Origin of the sequence: Streptococcus cristatus (assembly GCF_003943505.1) — a bacterium.
In the GTDB taxonomy this organism is placed as follows: Bacteria; Bacillota; Bacilli; order Lactobacillales; family Streptococcaceae; genus Streptococcus; species Streptococcus cristatus_E.
Genome location: NZ_RJPS01000066.1, coordinates 1 through 729, shown reverse-complemented (window position 1 = coordinate 729; position 729 = coordinate 1). Strand labels below are relative to the sequence as shown.

Sequence of the window (729 nt, the reverse complement as noted above, 5' to 3'; positions counted from 1 at the left end):
GGATGAAGACGCTCTCATCTGCGATCTAGCTGAAACCTATGGCATTTATGATTATAGGCAGCTACCTGCTCAACAGGTAGCTGTCTTTGCTTTTGGTTTAAAAGAGGACTCTCGGATCAAGATGGCCTTGAGTAATCAGAAGGTGCCTTTTGAAACCTTGCTGATGGCTAGTACGCTGGATAGGCTGTCAACACTTCTCTGGTTTAAGACCAAAGATGGTCAAAAGGGTGCGAACAGGCCAACTATGATAGCTCAAAAGCTGATCGGAGAAGAGAAAGAAAGGGATGAGATGGTCTTTAGTTCTGGTGAGGAATTTGAAGCGTATCGTCAACGAATTTTAGCTGAGGTAGGAGGTGAGAAGTAATGGCTACAGAAATCGCACAAGCGTATGTGCAGTTGATTCCATCTGCAAGAGGGATAACTGGGAAAATCCAAGCTATTCTAAATCCAGAGGCATCGGCTGCTGGCCAAAGTGCTGGTCAATCTCTAGGCTCTAGCTTGGTCAGCGTGGCGACCAAAGCGATAGCAGCGGCTGGAATTGGCAAGGCCTTTTCAGCGGCTATCCATGAGGGGGCAGCCCTCCAACAATCTTTAGGAGGGGTTGAGACTCTTTTCAAGGGTAGTGCTGATACGGTCAAAAGATATGCTGCTGAAGCTTATAAAACAACAGGTCTGTCAGCCAATGCTTACATGGAGAATGTGACAGGGTTCTCCGCAAGCCTCCTGCAA

General features: G+C 47.3%; 1 protein-coding gene and 1 pseudogene. Both read left to right on the top strand.

The genetic code is table 11. The features are described from left to right. Positions 1-364, top strand: a 364-nt coding sequence (locus D8792_RS11000; protein WP_260470307.1) for a DUF5361 domain-containing protein, incomplete at its 5' end; no start/stop codon positions are given. Then, positions 364-729: pseudogene (locus tag D8792_RS10995) on the top strand (PblA); the annotation flags it as partial. The gene D8792_RS11000 and the pseudogene D8792_RS10995, both read left to right, overlap by 1 nt.